The sequence below is a fragment of the Acinetobacter sp. 10FS3-1 genome (assembly GCF_013343215.1).
GTDB classification, from domain to species: Bacteria; Pseudomonadota; Gammaproteobacteria; order Pseudomonadales; family Moraxellaceae; genus Acinetobacter; species Acinetobacter lwoffii_C.
In genome coordinates this window covers 686,626-711,926 of the sequence record NZ_CP039143.1, presented here as the reverse complement: position 1 = coordinate 711,926, position 25,301 = coordinate 686,626, and the positions used below count along the sequence as shown (strand labels likewise).

The window sequence follows — 25,301 nt, the reverse complement described above, 5'->3', positions numbered from 1 at the left end:
TCTTTATGTGCTTTTTCTTTCGATACAAGATCGAAGTCCGAGCCCTTTCATGCCTTTGAAAATTCGCGTGGCCTATAATTGTAATGAATCAAATGACCTCTAGTGTGGTGGAATCAGCTCTGCAAATCCGTGTATTGGATGAGTGGCAAGATCAGATTCCAGAGGACCTCTATATCCCGCCTGCCGCATTTGAAATTCTGTTAGAACATTTTGAAGGCCCACTTGACTTCTTAATTTACCTGATTCAGCGCAACGGTTTTGATTTATTACAGGTCGATATTGCACCGATTGCGTCACAGTATTTATCTTATATGCATGCCATGAAGTCCCTGAATATTGAGCTGACAGCTGATTATATGGTGATGGCCGCATTATTGGCGGATCTTAAATCGCGCTTACTGCTTCCCAAGCCTAAAACAACTTCAACTGTCGAGCAAGATCCAAGGCAGGAACTAATTGACCGTCTGGAAAATTATCTACGGATTAAACAGGCAGCAGAGCATCTGGGGCAGATGAGTGTTCTGGAACGTGACACTTTTGCTACCAATGTCAGCCTGGGTGAGTTTATCCAGCCCAATGAAGGCCACAATATTGACCTGCTCCGGGATGCGCTGCTGTGCGTTTTTAATCGTCCTGAACCAGTCATTCATCAGGTTCAGCAAGAACCGGTGTTACTCGAAGAGCGGATTGCTTATATTGAAAGTTGTATTGAATCGGGTGAAGTGCTGTTATTTGATGCACTATTAAAACCGAGTCAGGGCCGTATGGGCATGGTCGTGACTTTTATGGCCGTACTGGAGCTGACTCGCCAACAAAAAATCCAGATTATTGCTACAGGCGTAGAAGCCCCGCTCGCAATTCAAGGAGCTCGCTCATGACCCTCGATCCAGCCAGTCCTTTATCTGCCGAAGATAACCGGCATGAAGTGTTAATGCAGCTTGAAGCGATTATATTCGCCAGTGATTCAGCCGTGTCATTGGCACGCCTCAAGGAAGCGTTTCATGACCGTTATAGCAAGCAGGAATTGCGCCAGTATTTACAACAGCTCTCGATGCTATTCCATGGCCGGTCCATTGAACTGATTGAAACGGCACAAGGTTACCGTTTTCAAGTCCGTGCAAAATATCGTAAAATTATTGCACAGACCTGGCCTGAGCGACCAACACGTCTCTCGCCTGCCTTACTGGAAATACTTGCAGTCATTGCGTATCACCAGCCGGTCACACGAGCCGATATTGAACAGATTCGTGGAGTCACCAATAACAGCCAGATTTTGCGTACGCTGTTTGACTGGAACTGGATTAAGGAATCCGGGTTTCGTGAACTCCCGGGAAGACCTGCGTTGTTAGTCACAACGCCACAATTTTTGAACGCTTTTGGCTTAATCAGTTTAGGCCAATTGCCTCCCTTACAGAATGCCAAGGAAGCTTTTATGATGCTCGATACAAATGGATTGACATCATAAATAGGTGAACTGTTGATAATTATTTCTAAGGTTATGCTGTCATGAGTGAAAAATTGCAAAAGGTACTTGCACGTGTTGGTCTGGGTTCTCGCCGTTATATGGAAGAAGTCATTGCCGCTGGACGTGTAAGTGTAAATGGGCAAATTGCCCAAGTGGGAGAACGTATTGAACCAGGTGATGAGCTTCGCATTGATGGTCGTAAAGTTCATTTCCAGATTGAAGATGAAATTCGTCGTCGTGTACTGATTTATTATAAGCCTGAAGGCGAAATCTGTTCGCGCAATGATCCTGAAAGCCGTCCAACGGTATTTGATAACCTGCCTGCTCTGGCAAATGATCGCTGGGTAATGGTCGGCCGTCTGGATATTAACTCGACCGGGTTATTACTGTTCACCAATGATGGCGAACTGGCGAATCGCTTGATGCACCCTTCAAATGAAATTGAACGTGAATATGCCGTTCGTGTCATGGGTGAAGTAACTCCACAATTGAAAAACAACATGCTAAAAGGTGTGGTACTGGATGATGGTCCGGCCAAGTTCGAGTCTTTCTCTGAGCTGGGTGGCGATGGTATCAACCGCTGGTATCAAGTGGTGGTAAAAGAAGGTCGTAACCGTGAGGTGCGCCGTATTTTTGAATCACAAGGTCTGAAAGTCAGCCGTCTGTTACGTACACGTTATGGAACGGTAATTCTGCCACGTGAGCTGCGTACAGGTCGCTGGATGGAACTGGATAAACAGGATATTGATAACCTGACCAAAGCAGTTGAGCTCAAGCCGCGCCAAGGTACGGGTCTATACGGTATGGCAAAACGCCGCAATGAACGTATGCAGGAAAAACCACTGGCAGCACGCCGTGGGGGGTATTTGCGTCAGCAACGTCGTGATACCGATGATCAGCCACAAAATACTCATGGCCGTGAAGACAGTGGTTTTGTACGTCGTGAAAACCAGAACGGTACCCAGTTCGCACGTCGTGACAATCGTCATGAACAGGGTTTTGGTCGTCGTGAAGAGCGTGATGAAAATGCACCGCGTCGTCCTTATGGCATCAACAAAGGCTTTAAAAAGTTTTAATCTTTCATTAAGATAGAGTCACTTCGGTGGCTCTTTTTTTGTAAGAACAATAATAATGACCCAATATTATCATCCTGTGGCACCTCAGACTTCCCGGCTTTATGGTTTCTACATACTAATGCTAGTGCATTTTATGCTGGTTGATTACAGCATCTGGCAAAGAGCAGATCCTCAGCGCAGCTTCATCCCTTTCAGCGATATTCATTTTTTTCGTGATTTCAGTACGCAGCCTCTAAAAATACTGGATCCATGGATCTGTATACCGATCGGATGTTCTATATTATTGGTAATCAGCCACCATATTATAAAAACCTATCGGGTACTTGTTATTTCCGAGGGCAGTACCGCTTGGGCGCTCTTTGCTGATCCTTCTCATAAGATATGTAAATTCAATAAGGTTCAACAGATGTAATCTAGTGTGATTCCTCCTGCAGATCAGCAGCAGACTGGGCTGCTCCGCTTCCATACAGCCGCACAGGATCATGAGCTTAACCTTAGTCTGTTCAGTTACAGCCGACCAGAATCTGATACATATGCAGCTATCCCACCTGTTTCCTGAGAACATCGTTCAGTCATAAAAAATACCCAACAATGTGGGCATTTTTATTTGGAACTTAAAATATTATTGTGGAATCCCTTGCGGAATGGCGCTGAGTAAACGCTTGGTATATTCATGCTGCGGCGACTGGTACAGCTCATCTGAATTGGCAATTTCCACCAATTCCCCATGATTCATCACCATGATCTGATCAGAAATATATTTCACTACCGACAAATCATGCGAAATAAAGATATAGCTGAGGCCAAATTCATCCTGTAAATCTTGCAGTAAATTCAGCACCTGCGCCTGTACTGATACATCCAGCGCCGAGACCGATTCATCACAGATTAAAATCTCGGGTTTTAAAGTCAGACAACGTGCAATCGCAATCCGCTGGCGCTGACCACCGGAAAACTCATGCGGATAACGATAAAAAGCCTGTGCAGGCAAGCTGACCCGCTCCAGCAGATCTAAGGCCATTTGTTTGCGTTCTGCATCATTCGCACCAATATTATGAATCTGCATCGGCTCCATCAGAATCTGGCCTACGCTAAAGCGTGGATTGAGTGAGGCATAAGGATTCTGGAAAACAATCTGAATCTTGCGCTGGTATGGCTTAAATTCCTTTTCTGACATGGACAGAATATCTTGTCCCTGAAACAGGGCCTGACCGCCTGTAGCTTGGTGTAAACGCATCAGCAACAGCCCAATGGTGGTTTTTCCAGAACCTGACTCACCAACCAGACCCAAGGTTTTACCTTTGGCCAGCTGAAATGACACCCCCTTCACCGCCTGAAATTCTTCTTTTCGAAATAGGCCTTTGGGGCTATAAAATGATTTATTCAGATCGCGCACATCCAGAATAATTTCTTCATTGCCCTTTAAGCCTCGGCTACGTTCTGTCAGCTTTTCAGGATTTGGGGGCACATTTTCAAGCCATTGCTCTCCTTTTTGCTGGATAAAGTCACTGATTACCGGCAGACGCTGTGGCCGATGAGAGAGCTGAGGCCGACAATGTAAAAGTGCTTTGGTATACATGTCTTTTGGATGCTCAAGTACGGATTTGGCTGCTCCCTGTTCACGGATTTCTCCATCACGCATTACAATGACCTGATCTGCAATTTCAGCGACCAAGGCCAAGTCATGACTAATCAGCAAAATTGACATTTGCCTGCGCTGACGCAAGGATTCAAGCAAGTCTAGAATCTGCTTTTGAATGGTCACATCCAGCGCTGTGGTCGGTTCATCGGCAATCAGGAGTTTAGGTTCGCAGGCAATCGCCATGGCAATCATCACCCTTTGCTGCTGTCCGCCAGATAGTTGGCCCGGATAAGCATCAATCCGGGCTTCCGGTGAAGGAATACCCACTTCCTGCAACAGCTCCAAAGTTCTCTGACGGGCCTGTTTTTTATTCATGCCCAAATGCAGTCTTAATACTTCTGCAATCTGCATACCAACCGTAAAGACCGGGTTGAGCGAAGACATGGGTTCCTGAAAAATCATGGCGATATCTCTGCCACACATCTGGCGCATTTTACAGACAGGTAGTGTAAGCAGATCCTGTCCTTCAAATATAATTCTACTGTCTGGAGAAATCTGGCTATTTTCAGGGGCCAATAGTCCCATGGTGGCCAGCGCAGTCACAGATTTTCCACTTCCCGACTCTCCGACCAAGGCTACGGTGGTATTGGCGGGGATCTCGAACGAAATACTTTTGACCGTTTCAATATATTGTTGATGTTCATCTTTAAAACTGACGCGCAGATTTTCTACACGGAGCAATACAGGGACTGGATGAAAGTTCTGATCAGACATGTTGGCTCCTATTTCAGTTTGGGATCTAATGCATCACGCAGTGCATCGCTAAACATCGAAAATGCCGTCACCAACACCGCCATGGCAATGGAGGCGGCTGCCAGTTGCCACCATTTTCCTAAAATCAGCTCACTTTGTGCTTCATTCAGCATGCTACCCCACGACACCACACCTGTCGGCACGCCAAAGCCCAAGAAGCTTAAAATCACTTCAGACTTGATAAAGGCCACCACCAGAATGGACATCTGTACCAGCGCAATATGACTTACATTGGGAAAAATATGCACAAACATACGGCGCATATGGCTGACCCCTATAGCCTTGGCAGCCAGTACATATTCACGTGAAGTGTGCTTCATATACTCAGCCCGTACCAGACGAAACACCCCGGTCCAGCCCGTCAGTCCTAAAATCAGGATAATGGCTAGAATACCTTTTTGCTGCAATACCGCCGCAATGGCCAGTATCAGTAACAGATAAGGAATTGAGGTAAAAATATTATAAAACCAGTTCAGTGCATCATCGACCCAGCCACCGAAATACCCTGCGACTGCGCCCAATAACGTGCCGATAGCCACCGACATTACTGCGGCAATCAGTCCCACCAGAATCGAAGTTTCTGCACCTTTAATGGTTTTCAGCAGTATATCCTGTCCCCATTTATCCGCACCAAAAATCAGGCTCTGTTTCAGCTCATTGCGCTGATCTATTAACTGGCCTCCCAGTTCCTGTTCGATGGCCAGCATATCTTCAGCCAAAGGATCGACCACCCCATAATCCTCTATGATCTGACCTGCTCCCTGCACAGTAGCAACTTGCAGATTTAATGCCGTGCCGTTATTTTGTAAAGGCTCGACTGGTTTTCCTGATGCCGCTCTGAGCTGGCTTTCTTCAGGAAATGAAACCTCGACTGCCGGGGTACTCTTCATAAAAGTGGGAGGTGCATAGCTCACCGCCACTTCCTGATCCCAGTCTTTGGCAAGCATGCCACTGAGAGATAAGATCAGCAGCAGAAAATAGAATCCAACAATCCACAACGACAACATGGCAATACGGTCACGCTTTAGACGGCGCCAGGCCAGTTGCCATAATCCGCTTGAGGCAGATGCAGCTGTCTGGTGAGCCTGCGTTCGTTTTAAAATGGCACTCAGCATACCTTCACCTACTTCAACTGTATACGCGGATCAATCCATTTATAGATGACATCCGCGATCAGGTTGAACAGCATGGTCGCGACTGCCACATATACGGTAATGGCTTTAATAACCGGAAAATCAGAGCGCTCTACCGCAATAATCACTTCACGTCCAATGCCAGGAATGCCAAAGAAGCGTTCAATCAAAAAAGCACCGATCAGCAGGGCCGGCAAGCTCGACATGACATCCGTAATAATGGGAATTGAAGCATTACGCAGTACATGTACGCCCAGAATCCGGCTTTCCCGCAAGCCCTTTGCCCGTGCGGTACGCACATAGTCCTGATTGACTTCATCCAGTACAAAGCTGCGGTATAAGCGCAGCATCGGTGCAATACTGACCACCAGCATAATCAGAATCGGCAGCATGGCATATTGAAACAGGTTATTAGTCAGACTGTCGCTCCAGCCCTGAACCGGGAACCAGCTCAGCTGATAGGCCAGTACATACTGAAAAACGATGATATACACCAGAATGCTGATCGACATACCAATGGTGCAGAGCATCATGATCATGCGGTCAGTCAGCGAGCCTCGTACAGCAGCTACAGCCAGCGCCAGAATAATGGCAATTAAAGTTTGTAAAATGGTTAAGGGAATTAAAATGGTCAGTGAAGGTCCCAAACGGGTGATGATAATCTGCGAGACGGGTTCTCCGGTACTCCAGCTCAGGCCATAATCAAAGCTGACGATCTGCTGGATAAATATCCAGAGCTGGACATAATAGGGCTGTTCAACTCCCAGCTGCTGCCGGATATTTTCAATCTGTTCCAGATTGGCCATTTTCCCTGCCAGAATATACGCCGGGTCTCCTCCCACCCAATTAAACAAAAAGAAAATCAGCAAGATCACACCCAGCATGGTGGGAATCATTTGCCAAATCCTGCGAATTATATATGCCAGCATTATATCCCTGCCCTGACTTAATGTCCTGAAATTTCCTTGAAGAACGCCTGACTGTCTGGCTCACGTCCCAGAAAGTCTTTGACCATCTGCTCACCCGGCTTTTGCCCCCCCTGAGCCAGTACCGTAGTGCGATAACGTGCTCCCACTTTAGGATTCATCAAATGCTCCCCAAAAGCAGACAGCATGTCGAGTGCCAAAACTTGTGACCACATATAGCTGTAATAACCTGCCTGATAGCCCCCCATCAAATGCCCAAACTGGCCCGGAAACTGTTGTCCCGAGACATATCCCAGGGCAGTTTGACTTTCCATTTCCTGCCAGAGTTTTAAGGGATCAAGGCTTAAGGCATTTTGGCCATGCACAGCCATGTCATACTGCGCATATAGGGTCTGGCGTGCATAATGCGCTCCCCGGCCATAATTTTTGACGCTTTTTAAGCGCTCGGCCATGGCTGCATCAATGCGTGGACAGGCGGGTTCACAATAGTCGGCCACTTTAGACAGCGTTTCAAAACGGCGTGCCCACTCTTCATACATTTGTGAAGGAGCTTCAACAAAGTCACGTTCTACCGATGTGCCTGACTGCTCACTATAGCGGGTTTTAGATAGCAGGCCATGCAAGGCATGTCCCATTTCATGTACAAAGGTTTCCAGCTCATTGCTGTTCAGCCCTTTACGGTTAAAGTTGGTCACCAAAACGGAGATGGGACGGCGCTCATTTAAACGGCTGCCCCCATACACACCCCACACCGCGGCATGGCCATACTTACCTTTACGCGGGTATTTATCCAGATACAGGCCGCCCAGAAACTCTCCGGAAGCAGTGTCATGCACGGCGTAGTATTCCACTTCATCATGCCAGGCTTTGGCTTTCACCGGCTTGAACTGGATGCCGTATAGTTCAGAAGACAGGGCAAATAACCATTTCTGTGCAGCTTCAGTTGGAAAATAATCGCGCAGTTTTTCCTGATCAATCTGGTATTTGGCCTGACGTAGCTTTTCATTCCAGTAAAGCTGGCTCCAACGCTCAATTTTTGCTGTTTCTACAGGAATTTTTAAGCTTTCTGCCTTGAAACGACGTAATTCCTCTATCTCCTGTTTTTCTAGCGGCGCCACCTTGGCATGAACTTCCTCCAGAAAAGCATTGACGGCTTCAGGGGTTTTAGCCATACGATATGCCAGGGCAAAATGGGCATAGCTGTCTTTTCCAAATAGTTGTGCCTGCTCATAACGCAGATCGATTGCCCTTTTCATCAGCTTCAGGTTTTGTTCAGTACCACGCCGGCTATACGCCGTCTGATAGCGTTTACGTGCTGCATCACTGTCTGCCAGCTCCATAAAAGGCTGATATTCCGGGTAATCAAAGCCTAATTCATAATTCCCCCGGGTATTTGTCTTCAGGCCTGCCATATAACTGTCTGGCAAACCTTTCATTTCCTCTGGATTAAATTCAACCTTGTCCTGATTATCCCGTACGTTTTTGGAGAAATCCTGAGAGAGTCTGGTGCTCTCATCCATAATTTCCTTTAAGCGTTTCTGCTTGTCTGCGCTCAGCTGTATGCCGTTTTTTTCAAACTGTTCCAGAATATCCTTCAGATATTTCTGATCAATTTCATCTATTGCGGTTAATTTCTTAAATTGGACATAAAGCTGTGGACGCTGATACAGTGCCGTCAGATATTGATCACTTTTAAGCTCACAATCATCTGCGGCCTGACGTAAGGCCGGATCAGGATCTATATTGCTATATAACCCGAATCCTGTTTAAGCCAACCATTCGATTACTCGAATGGTTGGCTTATTTCGGTGGCTCAATTGATATGCGCACAATGAAGCATAAATCCCTCCTAGAAATCCACAAACACTACGTGCTCTACTCGTCACTAAATTGTATTGTCCTTTCAATAAGCTGAATAACGTTTCTATTTTATTGCGCTGCTTTAAGTGATATTCATCTGATGCAGATAATTTAATAGACTTCATGTTCTTTCGGTGATAGGTAATTAAATCAATACCTTGTTCTTTTAATCTGCTTTTTAATTGTTGACTGATGTAGCCACGGTCGGCATAGAGTTGCGCCTGTAAACCTTCAGCTAATTGTTCAACCATTTTAATGTCAGCAACATGTCCATTTGATAAAGCAGAACAGGCAATTTCACCAAATTGATTCATCGCAATATGTAATTTACAGCCATAAAACCAGCCCATTGAGCTTCTACCACGTGATGCAATTTGGACTAATGATTTATGACGCTGAATACGTTGATTTTTACAAACTGGCAGAGTTGTTGAATCAATCCATAAATATTGTGTAGCTTGGTCTTTCATCAGCGCCACATGTAAAGCGTGTAGGGCCAATTGGTGCATATTGATCAGATGAATCATCCTTTGATAGCAAGGCAAGTACTTAAATAAATGGCTTTTATCTTCTTTTAACCAGGTGAAAAAGGCTTTGAAATTATTGAAGTGAGAATACTTATACCAAATGGCGATAAAGATGATTTCAGAGATACTCAGCTGCGCTTTTCGGATTCTTAAGCAGTGATGGCTTTGCTTGAGGAATTTCCAGTAGGTTGCTTCAAATTTAAGAAAGAAATCATCAATTACACAGAATAATTCGGTACTATTGAACATCGGGACTAGAGTTGTGAGTTTGGTGTGATAACTCAACTGATGGCTCTAGTCCTCCTATTTTTCAAGTTAATTTCTTATCCGCGATTCGGGTTATATAGTCCAATCGGTGAAATAAAATCGCTCGCTTCGGCCAGAATGTTGTCCCACTCTGCCAAATAGGCCGAACTCCGGGCATTGTTTTTTATTTTTTTGTTTTCAAACTTTTTAACCTGCTTGTGCATTTTTTTTAAGTTTGCATCACATAAGGTGGGAATCTCGCTTGCCTTAAATAAAGGCAAGAATGAGGGCTGAGCCGCGATTGCCCCGGAACTGCTCATCACGAACAACACACTGAGAGTGCTTATTTTCATTTTCTTTGACTGCATCCATCGCTCCAGTGTTGGATTATTTTTTAGAATCGACATCGAGATACATCCATTCTGCTGACAAAATCGGATGATTCTTATAGCCGATCACCCGCGCTTGAGTGAGTACATTACGGTAGCTGCTGTACAGCATGAGAACCGGCATATTAACCTCCAGAATGCGTGACATCTTGCGATACAGGGCATCACGTTCAGGACTCGGATTCATGCTCTGGGTCTGCTCATAGAGCCGGTCAAATTCGGGATGCCTGAAACAGGAGTTATTGGTCATGTGGATATTTTTACCGTAAAACAGCTGCATAAAGTTATCAGCATCCGGATAGTCCGCAATCCAGGCCGAGCCTTTAAACATGGTCTTGCACTGCTTTTCCAGCTTGAGGGCTTCAGCAAATGGCATGGCTTTACTCACCATCTTGATCTGGATGCTGTCGAGTGCCTTTTTCCAGAATTCAGCCTGCTGTTGACCACGGCTGGTATTTCCCACAATCAGCTCAATTTCCAGCGGCTTGCCATTCGGCTGACGCCGCCAGCCATCGGTCCCGACCTGATATTGATAGCGGTCCAGCAGCAGATTGGCCGCCTTGACTGAGTAGGGAATACTGCTCTTGTACTGTGGAGAATAACCGACCATCCCGGGAGGAATCGGCATTTGTAGCTGAGTGGCATCACCTTTATACAGAATATTGATCATCTTCTCAGTTGAAAATGCCATTGCCATTGCCCGACGTAAGGCTATTTTTTCCTTTGCCAATCCGCCCACGACCGGATGCCGCATATTCCAGTACTGATAGCCAATTAAAGGATCGCTAATGCGAGAAAGCTGTATGCCTTGCTTTTTTAAATTCGGTTTGAGTACACCATTTTCTAATGCCTGTACCACCAGATCACCCTCAATTTCACTGATATCCAGCTCATTTTTACTAAAAGCCAGCCAGCGGGACTGAGCTTCTTCAATCACCCGAATATCAATGGTACCAATCTGCGGCATTTTCTTTCCTTGCATGGCCTTGATAATAGGCTGATCTGCATGATGACTGGCCTTAAAGTTCCAGACAAAGCCACGATAGTTCGGATTGGCAGTTAAGATGATCCGTGAAGCTGGTGTCCAGTGACTCAGCAGATAGGGCCCGGTACCCACCGGATGATCCATCACAAAGCCGGCCTTATTACGATATTTTTCAATGACCTCTCTGGCGACCGCCGCTGCCGGCTGATGGGCAAGCAGCATTGCAAAGTTCTGATCCGGTTTAATCAGCTTTAAAATCAGGGTATAGCGATCCGGCGTCTGGATGCCTTCAAAGGGCCGATCATAATCAAACTTGCCGGTTTTTTTAGCTTGTGCCAGTAAGGCTTCTGTCCCCTTGATTCGGCCCTCCAGCAACCAGCTGTTTGGAGAATGTAAGGTTGGGTCTATCAGCCGTTTCAGTGAATAGGCATAGTCAGCAGCCGTCAGTTCACGCTTCTTGCCTTTAAATACCGGATCATCTGCAAAATAAATTCCCTTCTTGATTTGAATAGTATAAGTCAGACCATCCGCGCTGACCTGTGGTAAAGCGACTGCCGTATTCGGTACCAGTTTGACTGGGGACGCCAGATAATCATAACTAAATAGATTTTCAAAAATGGCAGCGTTGACCCGGCCAGAATAGACATCATGAGTCGCAGCCGGATCAAAGCCGGTTTCAGCCACCGAAAAAACATCACGCAGGATTTTATTTGGATCGGCTGGATTGGCAGCCCCGACCGGTACTGCAGCAGTTGCAAACAGACAGCTTACGATCAGACAGCGAGTCAGCTGTAAAAATGGAGTTAAAAATTTTTCTTTTAGCATGCACTTGATCTAATTCTTTATTTTTTTAACAGGTTCAAGCTCTAGATAATGCCACAATCTGCTTAGAATAAGAGCAGCTTTATAGACTTAAATTTAAGATTCATCCGGTTCTGGCAATCTGAGTTACTATTTTTCCCAAGCCTTGTCATTACACGCTTCAATTTTATTATTTTATATTAATCACTCATGTTATGGCTTGCTGTTTAACGATCTGCCCGCGTCTGGATTATCAAAAATGGTTGGGTTTTCAAAATAGCGCCTTTCAATATAGAAAATCCCGCCAAAATTGCGGGATTTTCTATCTATGTTTTACATCTGTGACTGGATATAATTTTGCAGACCAATCAACTCAATCAACCTCAGCTGTTTTTCCAGCCAGTACGTATGATCTTCTTCGGTATCAGACATTTGCTGGCGTAGCAGATCACGGGTGATATAATCCCCTTTTTCCTCGCACAGCTTGATTCCCTGAGCCAGCTTTTCACGCACATGATACTCAAGTTTTAAATCGGCTTTCAAGCAACTGACCACATCTTCACCGACTTCAATATCATCACGCATCATGTTTGGCTTGCCTTCCAGAAACAGGACACGACGGATAATTGCATCCGCATGTTGGGCTTCTTCCTGCATTTCATGATCAATTCGTTCGAAGATCTTGCTCAAGCCCCAATCTTCATACATACGAGAGTGAATCAGATATTGGTCACGGGCAGCCAGCTCGCCGCCAATCAGCATATTCAAATAGTCTACGACTTCTGGATTACCACGCATTTTGAACTACTCCCTATTTTATAAAATCTATTATGAATAAAACTGTGCGGTTTTGCAAAAGTTAAATTTACGTAAATATATGATTTTTATATAATTAAAATGAGAAGCACTTGCATTTACCCTCTCAATTCAGATAAATCCCGTTTAGAAAACAAGATGTTGCAACTGCTTGTGTCTTTTCCAAAGTCAAAATTTTGTTAGAAAAATCAAACGTTAAAAATTGTAAAAAATCATCATGATAAAAAATACTCATCATGTTTGTATAAATATCATTATATTGGGGTATTTTATGCTTGATTTGTCTTATGATGCAGGGAAATTTAAAACAACAACGGTTTCATTATGACACAACCATCAACTACAGCGCCTGTGCTCGTGACCGGTGCCTCTGGCTATATCGCCAGTTGGGTAATTCAAAAACTTTTAACCCAAGGGTATACCGTTCACGCTACTGTTCGGGATTTAAACAAGACGCAAAGTTTTAAGCATCTGGAACAGATTGCCGACAGTGCTCCTGGCACACTTAAACTGTTTACAGCCAATCTGCTAACCCCGGGTTCTTTTGATGCGGCGATGCAGGACTGTGAAATCGTGTTTCATATGGCTTCGCCTTTTGTTGTGACCAATTATACAGACCCCGTAAAAGATATCATTGAGCCCGCAGTTGTGGGCACAGAAAATGTATTAAATAGCGTCAATAAGACCGAATCGGTTCAACGCGTGGTGGTGACTTCCAGTATTGCCTCGACCTATGGCGATGCCATCGATATTTTACAAACCGAACAGCAGCGTTTTGATGAGTCGCACTGGAATATGACCAGCTCCCCGCATCATCAGCCTTATCCTTATTCCAAGGTGATGGCTGAACGTAAGGCTTGGGAAATGGCGGAGGCGCAAGACCGTTGGGATCTGATTTGTATTAATCCTGCTCTGGTATTTGGAGAATCCCTTACCCCCAACACCCAGTCTGGCAGCGTGGAAGTCCTGCAACAGTTTGCCAATGGTCTGACCTTGCTGGGTGTTCCGCCTATGTGGAATGGGGTTGTCGATGTACAAGACGTCGCTGAAGCACATCTCCGTGCAGCATTTAATCCCGAAGCCGAAGGCCGTTATATTATTTGTAGTGAGACTTTAAGCCTGCTGGAGATGGGAAAAATTTTGCGTAAAGCTTTTGGTGCCAAGTTTCCTTTCCCACGCAATCAGTTACCTAAAACTGCATTTAAGATGTTCGGCCCACTTGCCGGTTTTAGCCGGAAATTTGTCGAACTCAACATGGGCTATCCAATTTATTTTAATGCACAAAAAAGTCAGGATCAGCTCGGGATTCAATATCGTCCGGTACAAGAAAGTCTGGTTGAGCATTTTCAGCAGCTTCTTGATGACGGACTGGTCAAACGCTATATCCCTTAACCGGGAGAGTGATTTGAAAGTATTAAAAAAGACACCCGAAGGTGTCTTTTTTAATTTTTAGAGGCGATTAAAAAGCCAAGAAAATAGCTTAAGCTTCCAGCAGGCCATAATTATGCATCAAATCAATAAACTGCTCTTCATTTATCACGGGTACGCCCAGTTTTTCAGCCTTATCCAGTTTCGAGCCGGCCTTTTCTCCAGCCACCACACATTTGGTTTTAGCAGATACACTACCACTCACCCGAGCACCGAGGGTTTGCAATAATTGCGTTGCTTCATCACGTCCCATACTGCTGAGGGTTCCGGTCACCACCCAACTTTCACCATTGAGTGGCTGGCGAGTCGGAGCAACCGGTGCATCCCAGTGAATGCCTGCGGCAAGCAGACGATCCAGCACTTCCAGATTATGCGGTGCCTGAAAGAAATCAATAATCCACTCTGCGGTAATATCTCCCACATCCGGTGTTTTCTTTAAGGTTTCAAGATCAGCATGGCGTAAGGCGTCCAGAGTCTGGAAGGTATTGGCCAGCATACGCGCCGTGGTTTCACCTACCCCTCGAATACCGAGTGCATAGATAAATGCTGCCAGTGTGGTTTTCTTACTGTTTTCAATCGCATCCAGCAGGTTCTGGACCGATTTGGCTCCCATCTTTTCAATACCAAGCAAGGTTTCACGATGCTCATGCAGATGGTAAATATCCGAGATATCTTTCAAGAGATTCAGATGCAACAGCGATTCTACCCAGCGGTCGCCCAGACCTTCAATATCCATGGCCTTACGCGAAACAAAGTGACGAATCGCCTCGATCCGCTGTGCCGCACAGTATAGCCCCCCTGAACAGCGTGCCAGTGCCTCACCTTCTGGCATAACTACGGGTGAATCACAGACCGGACAGGTATTTGGCAAACGAACCTCAAGTGCATCGGCAGGACGAAATTCCGGCCAGACTTTTTCAACCTTAGGAATCACATCTCCACTGCGATAGACACTCACGGTATCACCAATCCGTACATCCAGACGGTGAATCTCGCCTATATTATGCAAGGTCACATTGGAAACCGTGACGCCACCCACTGCAACTGGATTCAAGCGCGCCACTGGGGTCAAGGTACCAGTGCGGCCGACCTGCCAGTCAATATGCTCAACTGTGGTAATGGCCGCCACGGCTGGGAATTTATAGGCAGTGGCCCAGCGCGGTTCACGGCTCAAGAAGCCGAGTTGCTGCTGCTGTTTCAGGTCGTTGACTTTAATGACCAAGCCATCAATTTCCACGCTTAGGTCAGCCCGCTGCTGAATCATCCGTTCATAAACAGCCTGCACTTCCTCAATCGACTGGCAGATAAAGTGCTGCTCTCCGGTTGCAAATCCGAACTGGCTCAGCCATTCCAGACTGGCTGACATGCTGTTCTGACCATGATGCGGTACGCACTGGGCAATGCCATATGCATAAAATGCCAGAGGGCGTGAAGCGGCAATTTTCGGATCCAGCTGGCGTAAACTTCCTGCCGCAGCATTTCGTGGATTGGCAAAGGTTTTTTCCCCTTTGTCCAGATTGGCGGCATTCAAGCGTTCAAAACCGGACTTCGGCATCAGGACTTCACCACGCACTTCAAGCAGCTCTGGAATAATTCCATTCACCGCTACCAGAAACTTTGGCAAGTTCCGGATGGTTTTGACATTCTGGGTAATATCTTCACCCGTTTCGCCATCACCCCGCGTGACACCGCGCACCAGCACCCCATGTTCATACCACAGAGAAATTGCTAGACCATCGAACTTTAATTCAACATCATATTCAATTGTCTGCTTTGGCAAACGCTCTTCAATCCGGCGAGCAAAGGCAAAGAGATCATCCTGGTTAAAGACATTGCCCAGAGACAGCATAGGCACTGCATGAGTCACGGAAACAAATTTTGCCAGCGGCTGCCCTCCGACCTTGTCGGTTGGCGTATCCGGTTGTCTCAAATGTGGATATTGTTGTTCCAGCGCTTTAAGCTGATGAAAAAGCTGATCATATTCACTGTCTTCAATGGTTGGCTGATCCATTACATAATAGGCATGATTATGCCGGGCAAGCAGTTGAATCAGTTGACGCATTTGCGCAATGACAGTGGCATCTTGGGTCATAATTTCACCATAAAAAAGGGCGGTTAATCCGCCCTATACACATTCAGCTGTTGGCTATTATAAAAATCGGAACTGACAGATTCAATATTGCAAATCAAGCTTCTGCAGCAGTTTGTCCGGCACGGTAATCGATGGCCTGATGACGCCAGAATTCACGTAATTGCGGGGTGAATTCCTGATGATTCTGATCATAGACAATCCCGTCTACTTCGCGGGCAATCAGGCGTGAAACACTGTCCATGGTATCAAAGGCATTTTGCACATCGCTATGCGGCAGTGCCAGAAAGAAAGCCAAACCTTTCACTTCTTCAGTAGATAAGGTTTCCAGATCAAAGCCTTCCATGCCAGTATCTGTCATGCGCAGCACCGAAAAAAGCAGTTTGGAACCATCTTCACTATAACGGTGGAAACAGGCCAGCTCGCCATAACGCAAGCCGTATTTTAACAAGACTTTTAGGGTTTTATCACCCGACAGTACACGGTTTTGCGGATAGATATGCAATGAAATGATCATTTCAGCATTGGCCAGCGCACTTTCTTCATCCACAATTTTTTGCTCATGCAGATGTGCATCCAGAATGCTGCTTTCATCATTAAATTCAGAGATTTCAGCTTTTTCGATATTGCTGTTCAGGCTGAACTCAGGCGCTGAGTCATGCACCGTTTCGGTCATATCTGCTTTGCTTTCTTCAGTTTTTATCTGCTCTTGCGGCTGAGATTCTGCTTGATGTTCTGAGCCTGCTTTAGTGGCTGCCACATCGGCCGGTGTATCTTCCAGCTGTTCTGGGGCAGGTTTAGCCTCTGCTGTAACAGCTTGATGCTTCTCTGCTTTTGCCACACTTGCTGCATCTGCAAGTCCCGGTTCGACCTGGTCGGGATTTGCAGACAGCGCTACAGGGGTTTCTTCATGCAGGCGTGGTTCTACCCGCTCTACCGCTTCTGCTTCTTTTTTGTTGAGCTGTGAACGCACATGACGTGGAATAACGGGCGTCTGGCTGTCCGGGTCAATATGGAGATCTGCATCAAGAGAAGGGATAGCTTCAGCAGGTTTTTTAAAGATCATTTTGATGCCGAGCAGCATGATTACAACTGCAATAATAATCCCGATAATTGTGGTGATTTCCATGTTATACCTCCGCAGCTAAGCCGTATTCTTTTGCCTGTTCCAAATTTACTGTCACTAGTTTTGATGTGCCTGGTTCAGGCATGGTTACACCTAACAGATCAGTCGCCATCATCATTGCAAGTTTGTTATGAGTAATATAAATAAATTGCACGTGTTCAGAAAGCTCTTTGACTAAATTACAAAAACGCCCCACATTGGCATCATCCAGCGGTGCATCCACTTCATCCAGCACACAAAATGGCGCCGGATTTAAACGAAAAATCGCGAAGACCAAAGCCAATGCCGTGAGGGCCTTTTCACCACCAGACAGCAAAGCCAGCGAACTGTTGCGTTTGCCCGGGGGTCTTGCCATCAGTTTTACACCCGATTGCCATCCGTCTTCAAGACTCAAGCTGGCTTCACCGCCTTCAAACACTTTCGGGAACAGGTGTTGCAGCTCGGCATTGACCTGATCAAAAGTGTTCATAAACAGCTTACGGGTTTCCTGATCAATACTTTTCATGGCAGCTTGGAGCTGTTCCACTGTATTTTCCAGGTCCTGCATCTGGTGGCTGAGTTCCTCATAACGTCGGGAAACTTCTTCGTATTCTGCGGAAGCTGCCAGATTGACTGCGCCCAATTTGTCAAACTTAGCCTGGGCTTTTTCCAGCTTGGCCTGATGTGCCTGTACATCCAGCGTCAAACCGGAAATCATCTCACTATTCATCTCTTTTAGCTGTTCTGAATAATGCTGTAAATCTGATTTGGCTGCCTGCCAGGCCAGACGCTTCGCCTCCAGTTCGGTTCGGATTCTCTCATCCTGTTGCTGAAAGCGATGTCGCTGTTCTGTTAAATTTTGCTGTTTGTCCTGCAACTGCTTCAGTTCAAGCTGCCAGTCTGCCCAGGTGTTTTGCAGTTTTTCCGTGATCTGCGCCTGTTCCTTAAACTGGCTATGTAGCGCGGGTAATTCCAACTGTACCGGATCAACAAACTTTTTGGCCTGCTCAATCTGGAGCGCAATTTGCTGATATTGCTGTTTTAAAAAGACCTGATCTTTTTCCAGTAATTCGAGCTGTTGCTGACTCTGGACACTTTGCCGGCGCAACAATTCCGCTTCCTGCTGTACCTGCTGGCTCAATTGCTGTGCATCTTCCAGCTGAGTATTCAGTTCTTCCAGCTGAAATTGCAGGGTTTTATACTGCGGAAGTGCCTGCTCCAGTTTCAGGTTTAAAGTATGCAGATCAATTTCCAGATCATCTTTCTGCATGGCATCTTCTTCCAGCTGCTCTTCCAGCTGTTGCAATTGATTGTGTAATTGCTGCTTCTGTAGCGTAAAGGCCTGTGTCGCACTCTGGGCTTTGGCAATATTTAAATCAAGTTGTTGTAACTGTTTTTGCGCCTGCTTCTGCTGCTCACTACTCGCCTGAATCTGGTGATGTAGGGCTGCGATCTGTTGATTCAGCTCAGGGAGTTGCTGTTCCGCCTCTGTAAGCTGTGGTTCAAGCTCAGTAAGCTGCTGCTCAATCTCATCCAGACGAATACGATGGCTGAGCGCACCCTGTCCAGCCTGACTATGTGCATCATAATCCAGCGCAATGACCCAGTCTGGCCCTACATGGTAGCCATCCAGACTCAGGATCGACTGACCCGGCTGTAACTGCGGTTGCAGGCTTAAAGCGGCATGAAAAGATTCGGCAACGGCGACCTGCTGCCAGAGTGAATAATCGGGCGCGGCAATCCAGTCCGCCAGACAGGGCAAGCCGGCGATTTGTATCTGGAGCTGCACCGTTTGCGTCTTGAGCTGACGTGCATGATTCTCCATAAAATACTCATCTTGTGTCAGCACTTGAGCCGAGAGCCATTTGGCCAGAAACTTCTCGATCAAAGCGGCATGGACTTTGGCCGCAGGCTGAAGCTTTAAGACCTGCATGAGCTGTACCCTATCGGTCTTGACCGGTGGATGGACTTTTGTCAGTAACTGGCTCAGGTTTTTCCGTTCTGAATGCAGCACCTGAATTTTCGATTTCAGCTGCATCAGACGCTGTTGATACGTGACCTGTTCTGCCTGAAGTTGCTCGAGTTGAGTTTTGAGTTCTTGCAGCCGGGCTTCATGGCCTGCAAGCTGCTGTTCAGCCTGGGCTCTATCTTGCTGATCATATTCCAGCTCATCCTGCTGTACTTGCTGCTGAATCTGGCTAACTTGCTGAGCCAAGGTCTGTTTTTGCTGCTCGATACGGGCAATATTTTTTGCCAGCTGTTCGCTTTGCGCCAACATCTGTGATTGACGCTGTTGCTGCTGCTCTACCTGGGTTTTAATTTGCGTAAATTGGGCCGCGACTGCTGCTTGCCGAGATTTAAGCTCTGCCAGCTGCTGCGTTTGATTCTGCTTCTGGCCTTCCTGTTGGTGTAGCTGTACTGTCTGTTCTTCAAGCTGTGCTTGCAGGGTTTCCAGTTGTAGTTCAGTCAACTGTAGCCGTTCTTTGGTCTGGGCTTTTTGCTCTTCCAGTTTGATTAGACTATTGGAATTCTGCTGCAACAGGGATTGCTTCTGCTGCAAAGTCATTTCCAGTTCACTGCGCTTTTTTTCCGCCTGCTGCCATTCGCTTTGTAGCGGTGTAGATTGTTGGATCAGGCGCTGGAACAGCTCGCTGGTGGTACCCAAGTCATGCTCGACCGTCGTCAGCTCTGAACGGACCAGCTTGAAACTTTCACCCAGTTCATTCATCTGCACCGTGTATTCTTCTTGCAGGCGCTGGCTCTGCTCCGACTGGAACGAAAGCACTTCAACCCTGATCTGACGAATCTCTGCTTCCAGCTCTTTATATTGAATCGCGGTTTCAGACTGGCGTTTCAGGGTTTTTAGCTGAGCTTTCAGTTCAGCAGCAATATCTTCCAGACGAGACAGGTTTTGTGTAGTGTGGTCCAGATGCAGCATGGTTTCGCGGCGACGGGCCTGATAACGCGAAACGCCAGCAGCCTCCTCAATAAAGACCCGCATTTCTTCCGGCTTGGCATCGACCAGACGGTTAATCATGCCCTGTTCAATAATGGCATAGGAACGTGGTCCCAGACCGGTCCCCAGGAAAATATCGGTAATATCGCGACGGCGACATTTGCTGCCATTCAGGAAATATTCAGACTTGCCATCCCGGTTGACTTGTCGCCGTACAGCCAGCTCGCTATAGGCATTATAAGCCCCGCCCAGCTTGCCATAAGTATTGTCAAAACGTAACTCTACACTGGCCATGCCCACCGGTTTACGCTTGGCGGTTCCGGTAAAAATCACATCCTGCATGCTGCCACCACGCAACTGGCGGGCACTAGATTCACCCATGACCCAGCGAATGGCATCAATCACATTGGATTTCCCACAACCATTCGGCCCGACCACCGCAGTACGATTATCTTTAAAGTGTAGCGTGGTGCTGTCAGCAAAAGATTTGAAGCCTGAAAGTTTTAAGCTGCTTAAACGCATAGTGTCCTGATTTAACGTCGTGAGCGTCTGGCCCACGCGAGTTCAATTTGTTTCATTCGTGTCAGAGATTCCAACACAAGGTTGCGTAAGTGTCGACAAAAATCTTCCATAAATAAAGAGGCCTGATGTGATTTTCGGATCAAAATTGCTTCAGTAACCAGCTTAAACAGCTCGAAAGATTCTTGTAGCTCACGTCTGGAAATATTCAGGGTCAAAAAATAGCTACGGCGCAAGGAAGGTAATAGTTCCTGGTAGTAGCGCATCAGATAAGGATTTCCCACCATTTCCGGTTGCTGGGCCATCCCCTGAAAGATTAAATCATAAAACTTTTCAGTATGACCTTGGCGGGTTTCGGCTTCCAATTGTTCTAATAATAGCTGAATACGCTCAGCTTCATGGCTACGCCAGCTTTCAGCCATACGATGCACCATCTGTCCCAGAAGCAAGGCACTCATTTCAAATAGGGCACGTACCTGCAAAGCGGACATTTCCGAGACCATCGCTCCGCGGCGCGGGAAGATTTCAATCAATTGGGTGCGTTCCAGTAAAAGCAGGGCTTCACGCACTGAACCGCGGCTAGCGTCCAGCTCCGATGCAATTCTAAGTTCCTGAATCCGCTCGCCTTCGACCAGCTCGCCCCGGATGATCTGTTCACTGATGTGCTTGGCAATCTGTACAGATAAACTGTGTGCTTCTTGTTGTTGCATACCGTTCCTGTCTTATTTTTATTGATGCAAATGGAGTCATTCTGAATAACTTTCATTGATTAAACGGTTTTTTTGTAGGAAATACTTTGACATTGTCAGACAATCTTGTGTCTGTACAGCCAATCCAGCCCGATAAAAAGGAGAATACAAGTCGATTCTCCTGATCAAGTTTGGTTTAAAAGAGACAAATCAGGCAATAAAGCCCTGATAGATAAAATATAGCCCGACTGTGGTCAGCAAGCCGGCAAAACATTTTTTGAGCATCGCTGGTGACAATCGATGTGCCACTTTTGCACCCTGCTTTGCGGTAAAGAAGCTCATCAGGCTAATCCCGATAAAAGCATAGATATGGATATAACCGATGGTATTCGCTACATTGACCTGTGCCTGCTGTCCAAACCAGATAAAACCGATCGCTCCGGCAAGTGCAATAGGGAGTCCGCAGGCCGCTGAGGTCGCGACTGCTTTTTGTATCGCGACGCCGCAACGATTTAAAAAAGGTACCGTCAGACTGCCTCCCCCAATTCCGAAAATCGCTGAAGCTACCCCAATCCCTGCACCTGCTGCAAGTTGTAGGGGGGCCGAAGGCAGCTGCTGGTTCGGATTAATCTGTATATGGGCACCCCTAAACATTCTGAAAGCGACCCAGACGGCGAAGAAGCCGATTAAGAGTTGCAGGCCCTGAGCGGATAAATAATCGGCAATTCCCGCTCCGAAAAATGAGCCCACGATCAGACCGGGAGCCAGATTACGAAACACATGCCACAAAACGGCACCTTTTTGATGATGTGCCATCACCGAACTGATCGAAGTGACAATAATTGTGGCCAGAGAAGTGCCTACTGCCATATGCATAATCACGCCTGGATCGTACTGGAGCTGGGTAAAAACAATGTACAGGATGGGTACAATGATCAGACCACCACCGACACCAAACAGGCCTGCGGCGAATCCTGCGATTGCACCAATCAATAAATATATGATTAACTCCATAACGACATTTACCACGTTTAGATTCAAATGGATGTAGAAACTCGCGAACTGCAGCAACGTTTAAGCGATGCAGGCCAACTCCCTGAAGTGTTATTAATCAAGCCCGTGACCACATCAACCAATGATGATGTACGCGAACTGGCCAGCAAAAATGTACAACACGTACTGGTCTGTAGCCGGGTGCAAACCCAGGGGCGCGGACAACGCCAGCGTCAGTGGGTCTCGCCTGAAGGAAATATCTATTTAAGCACATTGCTACATACACAAAAAGCAATAGATGGCCGTCTGGCGCTGGAAATTGCGTTAAATATCCTGCAAATGCCGAGCCTGCAAGGACTGAATCTTCAAGTCAAATGGCCCAATGACCTGTATAGCCCCCAAGGTAAATGGGGCGGCATTCTAGTGGAACCGATTTCAACCCGGCAAGTAGTAGTCGGTGTTGGCCTGAATATTGATCCTCTCTCTGCCGAGATACCCGACCAGCAGGTCAGTTCTTTAAGCGAGTTGGGATTGACGCAGACCTCAAGAGTGGAACTGATTGCCCAGCTTTATCTGGCGATCCAGCAGGCCGGTCAATGGTTTAATTATGACTGCCAAAATCTGGCGGCGCGTTTTAACCGTTCTGCAGCATTTATACAACAAACGGTTGAATTCACGGATCTGCAAGGGCAGTATTCAGGAACTTTTCTGGGCATTCAGGATGATGGTGCAGTAAAAATTGCCACCAGTCAGGGTGTTCAAGCTTTTTATCAGGGTCAACTTCGCCTTAAAAACCCTACCTGAACAGAGCAAGCTCTATGAAAAAACTATGGCTAGATATCGGCAATACCCGGCTTAAATACTGGATCACCGAGCAGGATCAGATTATTGAGCATGCGGCTGAATTGCATTTACAGTCTCCCACTGACCTGTTGCTTGGACTGATCCAGCATTTTAAAGAGCTAGGCTTGCAGCAAGTCGGCGTTTCTTCAGTTCAGGATAAAAAAAGTAATGACCGTATTCTAAAAATACTCAAGAAGCTGAATGTACCTGTCATCTGTGCCAAAGTGCAGGCTGAATATGCAGGATTGCACTGCGGTTATGACCAGCCATCCCAGCTCGGCATCGACCGCTGGCTGCAAGTGCTCGCAGTCGCCAAATCAGCTGAACAAAATTATTGTGTGATCAGCTGTGGCACTGCCTTGACCATTGATCTGACCCAGGGCCAATATCATCTCGGGGGCTATATTCTGCCGAACCTGTATTTGCAACGCGATTCCCTGATTCAAAATACCAAGGGCATTAAAATTCCGGATGCTGCCTTTGAGGAGCTTTCTCCGGGACGCAATACCATTGATGCCGTACATCATGGCATTTTGCTGGGGCTGCTCAGTACCATTCAAAAAGTACTGGAACATTTTCCGGCACAATTGATCCTGACCGGTGGCGATGCTCCCTTATTTGCCCAACATTTGGTACAGTTTGACCCTGTGATTGAACCGGATCTGCTGCTTAAAGGCCTACAGCACTTTGCAGACCATTTGCCAGAAAACGTATGATCACAGTGAGTAACTGAGGAAAATCAGTATAACTGTCCCGTTTACAAAAATGGCCTGCTTCCCTGATTTCAAAAATTTGAGCGTTCAGGGTATGAGCCAGCCGCAGTGAAACTGGTGCAGGCACATAAGGGTCATTGCTGGACACAAACATTACTGCCCGCTGATAATGTTGCGGTAATCCCCTAAAGTTTAATCGTACTGTCTGAATCATTTTATTTAATTCAGACCAAGCCACCAAGGGCGTATCAAAACCCGCCACTATAGCCAATCCTCCAATTTTTTGTTCTTGAAAGCCCGGCTGTTTTTGCAAAAACTGTAAGACACTCAAAGCACTAAACCCATGAGCCACAATAATGCTGTGTTCATCCAGCTGCGGCATCTGCACTTGCAGGTTTTGCTGCCATTCGTCCAGATCGGGTTGAAATGGATTGGCCAGTATGACGCGCTTGGCCTGAAATCCGGCTCTCCTGATCTGATGGCTAAGCCATGGATACCAGTGATCATTAATCGTGGCTTGATAGTCGGGTACGATATACACTTTTTTTATTCTATGGGTCATGGTGATTGACTTATTTTAAATTTTAAAGAAAGCAGACGATTCGCTGCTGTATTCATTTTTATTATTTAGAAAAGAGCATGCCAACAGTGCTGGCTTCTGCTCTGCATACTTTTTGTCTATAGATTAGCTTCTATATAAATCATGTATCTAAAGCCTTTAAGCTCTAAATCAGCAAGTGAGCACAGTTTAATCAGATGGAATTTTAGTTAAATAAGGTTCAATTACCCGCCAGACTTCAGGCAGTTCTGTACAGCCTTGAGAATTAATAAAATGTCCCTGATGCTCGGCACTGATCACGATAGCATCCAGACTTTCTGCCTGCTCTAAACTAAATTCAGGCAATACCCGGTCATCAGCTTCCGAATAAATCACCACACGCTCGTCAATCTGACGTTTCAGTCTCTCAAAATCTACCTGAGCGGCATCAATAAAAGGGTCCACTTCCTCTAAACGCCCGAGCCGGCCATTAAAACCGGCAACCAGCACCAGCTGTCTGATTCTCTGATTTTTTAGTTCACGGCTTAAATAATGCAAGGTGGCCAGACAGCCCAGACTATGCGCAATGAAAATACTGTTTTCATCTATTCCATCAATCTGTTCACGCATCTGCTGATCCCAGGTTTCCAGCTTTGGCGTCGTTGACGGGTCCAGTTTCAAGACTTTTAAACTTACCTGTTGTTGCCGAGCTTTTTCCTGAATCCATGGAAACCAGTTTTCTTCCGGGCTGGCCGTATAACCATGCACCACAATCACCTGAGCCATCTGCATTTTGCCTTTATTTATTT

The 25,301-nt window shown here is 46.4% G+C and carries 20 protein-coding genes and 1 pseudogene; 6 read left to right on the top strand and 15 right to left on the bottom strand.

All coding sequences use genetic code 11. The features are described from left to right. Positions 1 to 83 precede the first annotated feature (83 nt). From E5Y90_RS03285 to rluB, 3 genes are read left to right on the top strand one after another with little or no spacing between them, the layout of a single operon-like run. The gene (locus E5Y90_RS03285; protein ID WP_174659399.1) at positions 84 to 878 is read left to right on the top strand and encodes a segregation and condensation protein A; all 795 of its coding nucleotides are present in this window, start codon (positions 84 to 86) and stop codon (positions 876 to 878) included. Then, positions 875 to 1,465 (top strand): SMC-Scp complex subunit ScpB, encoded by a 591-nt coding sequence (scpB, locus tag E5Y90_RS03280; RefSeq protein ID WP_151204909.1) that lies wholly within the window; start codon positions 875 to 877, stop codon positions 1,463 to 1,465. Before E5Y90_RS03285 ends, scpB begins: the two co-directional genes overlap by 4 nt. Positions 1,466 to 1,506: 41 nt before the next feature. Then, positions 1,507 to 2,541 carry a 23S rRNA pseudouridine(2605) synthase RluB gene (rluB, locus tag E5Y90_RS03275; protein ID WP_151204908.1) on the top strand — a complete coding sequence of 345 codons (1,035 nt, stop codon included), beginning with the start codon at positions 1,507 to 1,509 and terminating at the stop codon, positions 2,539 to 2,541. A 622-nt stretch (positions 2,542 to 3,163) separates the two neighbouring features. Here rluB and E5Y90_RS03270 read toward each other — a convergent pair. From E5Y90_RS03270 to ftn, 8 genes and pseudogenes are all read right to left on the bottom strand, one after another. Further along, positions 3,164 to 4,897 carry an ABC transporter ATP-binding protein gene (locus E5Y90_RS03270; RefSeq protein ID WP_174659398.1) on the bottom strand — a complete coding sequence of 578 codons (1,734 nt, stop codon included), beginning with the start codon at positions 4,895 to 4,897 and terminating at the stop codon, positions 3,164 to 3,166. 8 nt (positions 4,898 to 4,905) lie between these two features. After that, positions 4,906 to 6,051: an ABC transporter permease gene (locus E5Y90_RS03265; protein ID WP_174659397.1), complete on the bottom strand. Its 1,146-nt coding sequence runs from the start codon at positions 6,049 to 6,051 to the stop codon at positions 4,906 to 4,908. A gap of 8 nt (positions 6,052 to 6,059) precedes the next feature. Then, on the bottom strand, positions 6,060 to 6,998 hold the full coding sequence (locus tag E5Y90_RS03260; RefSeq protein ID WP_174659396.1) for an ABC transporter permease: 939 nt from the start codon (positions 6,996 to 6,998) through the stop codon (positions 6,060 to 6,062). A gap of 17 nt (positions 6,999 to 7,015) precedes the next feature. Continuing rightward, positions 7,016 to 8,752, bottom strand: a pseudogene (locus tag E5Y90_RS03255) (M3 family metallopeptidase); the annotation flags it as partial. A gap of 9 nt (positions 8,753 to 8,761) precedes the next feature. Then, positions 8,762 to 9,631, bottom strand: a complete 870-nt coding sequence (locus E5Y90_RS03250) for an IS982 family transposase (protein WP_174660531.1) — start codon at positions 9,629 to 9,631, stop codon at positions 8,762 to 8,764. Between the two features lie 74 nt (positions 9,632 to 9,705). Then, positions 9,706 to 10,035 (bottom strand): hypothetical protein, encoded by a 330-nt coding sequence (locus tag E5Y90_RS03245; RefSeq protein WP_174659395.1) that lies wholly within the window; start codon positions 10,033 to 10,035, stop codon positions 9,706 to 9,708. Continuing rightward, complete coding sequence (locus tag E5Y90_RS03240) at positions 10,016 to 11,827, bottom strand: ABC transporter substrate-binding protein (protein WP_174659394.1); 1,812 nt, start codon at positions 11,825 to 11,827, stop codon at positions 10,016 to 10,018. The genes E5Y90_RS03245 and E5Y90_RS03240 overlap by 20 nt, the downstream gene beginning before the upstream one ends. Positions 11,828 to 12,136: 309 nt before the next feature. Next, on the bottom strand, positions 12,137 to 12,601 hold the full coding sequence (gene ftn, locus E5Y90_RS03235; protein ID WP_151204903.1) for a heteropolymeric bacterioferritin subunit Ftn: 465 nt from the start codon (positions 12,599 to 12,601) through the stop codon (positions 12,137 to 12,139). A 342-nt stretch (positions 12,602 to 12,943) separates the two neighbouring features. On the opposite strand from ftn, the gene E5Y90_RS03230 reads away from it, so the two are divergent. Further along, positions 12,944 to 14,011 (top strand): SDR family oxidoreductase, encoded by a 1,068-nt coding sequence (locus tag E5Y90_RS03230; RefSeq protein WP_174659393.1) that lies wholly within the window; start codon positions 12,944 to 12,946, stop codon positions 14,009 to 14,011. An 88-nt stretch (positions 14,012 to 14,099) separates the two neighbouring features. Here E5Y90_RS03230 and ligA read toward each other — a convergent pair whose 3' ends face one another. The 5 genes from ligA to E5Y90_RS03205 all read right to left on the bottom strand — a co-directional run bounded on the left by ligA (position 14,100) and on the right by E5Y90_RS03205 (position 22,419). Continuing rightward, positions 14,100 to 16,139, bottom strand: coding sequence for an NAD-dependent DNA ligase LigA (gene ligA / locus E5Y90_RS03225; RefSeq protein ID WP_174659392.1), 2,040 nt, complete (start codon positions 16,137 to 16,139; stop codon positions 14,100 to 14,102). Between the two features lie 94 nt (positions 16,140 to 16,233). After that, positions 16,234 to 17,265: a cell division protein ZipA C-terminal FtsZ-binding domain-containing protein gene (locus tag E5Y90_RS03220; RefSeq protein ID WP_174659391.1), complete on the bottom strand. Its 1,032-nt coding sequence runs from the start codon at positions 17,263 to 17,265 to the stop codon at positions 16,234 to 16,236. A gap of 1 nt (position 17,266) precedes the next feature. Continuing rightward, positions 17,267 to 20,719 carry a chromosome segregation protein SMC gene (gene smc / locus E5Y90_RS03215; protein WP_174660549.1) on the bottom strand — a complete coding sequence of 1,151 codons (3,453 nt, stop codon included), beginning with the start codon at positions 20,717 to 20,719 and terminating at the stop codon, positions 17,267 to 17,269. An 11-nt stretch (positions 20,720 to 20,730) separates the two neighbouring features. Beyond that, positions 20,731 to 21,426 carry a GntR family transcriptional regulator gene (locus E5Y90_RS03210; protein ID WP_151205026.1) on the bottom strand — a complete coding sequence of 232 codons (696 nt, stop codon included), beginning with the start codon at positions 21,424 to 21,426 and terminating at the stop codon, positions 20,731 to 20,733. Between the two features lie 189 nt (positions 21,427 to 21,615). Continuing rightward, positions 21,616 to 22,419 carry a sulfite exporter TauE/SafE family protein gene (locus tag E5Y90_RS03205; protein ID WP_174659390.1) on the bottom strand — a complete coding sequence of 268 codons (804 nt, stop codon included), beginning with the start codon at positions 22,417 to 22,419 and terminating at the stop codon, positions 21,616 to 21,618. 27 nt (positions 22,420 to 22,446) lie between these two features. Here E5Y90_RS03205 and E5Y90_RS03200 point away from each other — a divergent pair, with 27 nt between their 5' ends. Both E5Y90_RS03200 and E5Y90_RS03195 read left to right on the top strand, forming a co-directional pair. Then, entirely contained in the window at positions 22,447 to 23,202 is a 756-nt protein-coding gene (locus tag E5Y90_RS03200; protein WP_174659389.1) for a biotin--[acetyl-CoA-carboxylase] ligase, read from the top strand. 14 nt (positions 23,203 to 23,216) lie between these two features. Next, positions 23,217 to 23,957, top strand: coding sequence for a type III pantothenate kinase (locus tag E5Y90_RS03195; RefSeq protein ID WP_151205023.1), 741 nt, complete (start codon positions 23,217 to 23,219; stop codon positions 23,955 to 23,957). On the opposite strand, the gene E5Y90_RS03190 is transcribed toward E5Y90_RS03195, so the two are convergent. Next, entirely contained in the window at positions 23,911 to 24,516 is a 606-nt protein-coding gene (locus tag E5Y90_RS03190; protein WP_174659388.1) for an RBBP9/YdeN family alpha/beta hydrolase, read from the bottom strand. The two genes, E5Y90_RS03195 and E5Y90_RS03190, sit on opposite strands and share 47 nt — an antisense overlap. A 186-nt stretch (positions 24,517 to 24,702) precedes the next feature. Continuing rightward, a complete protein-coding gene (locus E5Y90_RS03185; protein WP_174659387.1) occupies positions 24,703 to 25,278 on the bottom strand; it encodes an RBBP9/YdeN family alpha/beta hydrolase in 576 nt (191 codons plus the stop codon). Positions 25,279 to 25,301 lie beyond the last annotated feature (23 nt).

Bases quoted from the DNA above. Each gene is read 5' to 3' on its own strand.
- E5Y90_RS03245 (WP_174659395.1), bottom strand. From the start codon at position 10,035: ATGTCGATTCTAAAAAATAATCCAACACTGGAGCGATGGATGCAGTCA.
- E5Y90_RS03190 (WP_174659388.1), bottom strand. From the start codon at position 24,516: ATGACCCATAGAATAAAAAAAGTGTATATCGTACCCGACTATCAAGCC.
- E5Y90_RS03220 (WP_174659391.1), bottom strand. From the start codon at position 17,265: ATGGAAATCACCACAATTATCGGGATTATTATTGCAGTTGTAATCATG.
- E5Y90_RS03270 (WP_174659398.1), bottom strand. From the start codon at position 4,897: ATGTCTGATCAGAACTTTCATCCAGTCCCTGTATTGCTCCGTGTAGAA.
- E5Y90_RS03285 (WP_174659399.1), top strand. From the start codon at position 84: ATGAATCAAATGACCTCTAGTGTGGTGGAATCAGCTCTGCAAATCCGT.
- E5Y90_RS03260 (WP_174659396.1), bottom strand. From the start codon at position 6,998: ATGCTGGCATATATAATTCGCAGGATTTGGCAAATGATTCCCACCATG.
- E5Y90_RS03240 (WP_174659394.1), bottom strand. From the start codon at position 11,827: ATGCTAAAAGAAAAATTTTTAACTCCATTTTTACAGCTGACTCGCTGT.
- ftn (WP_151204903.1), bottom strand. From the start codon at position 12,601: ATGCGTGGTAATCCAGAAGTCGTAGACTATTTGAATATGCTGATTGGC.
- E5Y90_RS03265 (WP_174659397.1), bottom strand. From the start codon at position 6,051: ATGCTGAGTGCCATTTTAAAACGAACGCAGGCTCACCAGACAGCTGCA.
- E5Y90_RS03210 (WP_151205026.1), bottom strand. From the start codon at position 21,426: ATGCAACAACAAGAAGCACACAGTTTATCTGTACAGATTGCCAAGCAC.
- E5Y90_RS03200 (WP_174659389.1), top strand. From the start codon at position 22,447: ATGGATGTAGAAACTCGCGAACTGCAGCAACGTTTAAGCGATGCAGGC.
- E5Y90_RS03205 (WP_174659390.1), bottom strand. From the start codon at position 22,419: ATGGAGTTAATCATATATTTATTGATTGGTGCAATCGCAGGATTCGCC.
- scpB (WP_151204909.1), top strand. From the start codon at position 875: ATGACCCTCGATCCAGCCAGTCCTTTATCTGCCGAAGATAACCGGCAT.
- smc (WP_174660549.1), bottom strand. From the start codon at position 20,719: ATGCGTTTAAGCAGCTTAAAACTTTCAGGCTTCAAATCTTTTGCTGAC.
- ligA (WP_174659392.1), bottom strand. From the start codon at position 16,139: ATGACCCAAGATGCCACTGTCATTGCGCAAATGCGTCAACTGATTCAA.
- E5Y90_RS03230 (WP_174659393.1), top strand. From the start codon at position 12,944: ATGACACAACCATCAACTACAGCGCCTGTGCTCGTGACCGGTGCCTCT.
- rluB (WP_151204908.1), top strand. From the start codon at position 1,507: ATGAGTGAAAAATTGCAAAAGGTACTTGCACGTGTTGGTCTGGGTTCT.
- E5Y90_RS03250 (WP_174660531.1), bottom strand. From the start codon at position 9,631: ATGTTCAATAGTACCGAATTATTCTGTGTAATTGATGATTTCTTTCTT.
- E5Y90_RS03195 (WP_151205023.1), top strand. From the start codon at position 23,217: ATGAAAAAACTATGGCTAGATATCGGCAATACCCGGCTTAAATACTGG.
- E5Y90_RS03185 (WP_174659387.1), bottom strand. From the start codon at position 25,278: ATGGCTCAGGTGATTGTGGTGCATGGTTATACGGCCAGCCCGGAAGAA.